The sequence below is a fragment of the Rhizobacter sp. P2_D12 genome (genome assembly GCF_056404395.1).
Genome location: NZ_JBFUEB010000306.1, coordinates 1 through 1,200 on the forward strand (window position 1 = coordinate 1; position 1,200 = coordinate 1,200).

General features: G+C 70.2%; 1 protein-coding gene. It reads left to right on the forward strand.

Annotated features, from left to right (window positions below):
- Nucleotides 1-1,200: L,D-transpeptidase family protein (locus AC1DYN_RS32645; RefSeq protein WP_477966977.1), on the forward strand; the 1,200-nt coding region annotated here is incomplete at both ends.

Genomic DNA, 1,200 nt, shown 5'->3' on the forward strand with positions numbered 1-1,200 from the left:
TGCGCGCGGCGCCCGAGCACGGGCTTGAGGTCCGCCGCTATCAGGTGGACGAGCTGACCGGGCGGCTGGCCGGCCCGGAGGGCGCATCGACGGCATTCGTGCGCGACCTCGACCGCGCAATGATGCAGTACCTGTGCGATCTGCACGGTGGCCGTGCGGCCTGGGCCAGCCGGGTGTCCGCAGCGCCCGACACCGGCTTCGACCCGCGCCAGCGCCTGGCCAACGTGCGCGACGCGCGAGGACTGGCACAGGCCATCGACGCCGCCGCACCCGCCATTCCGCTGTATGGCAGGGTCAAGGCGGCGCTGGCACAGTACCGCGCGCTGTCCGGGGCAACACCGGCCTGGCCCGCGCTGCCGCCGGTCGCGCGGGCCGCCATTCACGCCGGCGAGCCCTATGCGGGCGCGGCCCTGCTGCAGGCACGGCTGCAGTTGCTGGGTGATCTCGGCGCTCAGGCGCCCATGGGCAGCGACGGCATCTATACGCCGGCACTGGCTGGCGCCGTGCGGCGCTTCCAGGCGCGGCACGGGCTGGATGAAGACGGCGTACTGGGCACTGCGACGGTCACCGCCCTGTCGGTGCCGCCCGCGCATCGCATCGCCCAGCTGGCGCTGACGCTCGAACGCCTGCGCTGGCTGCCACCGCCTCCGGCGCACGGGCGCGTCGTCGTCGTGAACGTGCCCACCTACCGCTTGTGGGCCTTCGATGCCAGGGACAACTTTGCGGCGCCCGCGCTGGAAATGCGCGTGATTGTCGGCGCGCGCGGCCGCACGCCCACGCCGCTGTTTATCGGAGAAATGCGCTACCTGGAATTCGCGCCATACTGGAATGTTCCTGCCAGCATCCAGAAGAGTGAGATCGTCCCGAAGCTGACGCGCAATCCTGCCTATCTGCAGCAGAATGACATGGAACTGGTGGGGTCGGACGGGCGCGTGCTGCAGGTTGGCGCCGGCGATGCGGCAAGCCGCCTGCGGGCCGGCGGCGCGAGGGTCAGGCAGCGTCCCGGCCCGCGCAACGTGCTGGGCGACGTCAAGTTTGCACTGCCCAACCCGATGAATATCTACCTGCATTCAACGTCGGCCAGGGAACTGTTCAAGCGCACGCACCGTGACCTGAGCCATGGCTGCATCCGCGTCGAACAACCGGCCGAGCTCGCGCAATTCGTGCTGGCCGATCCGCAGCAGTGGAGCGGTGCACAGG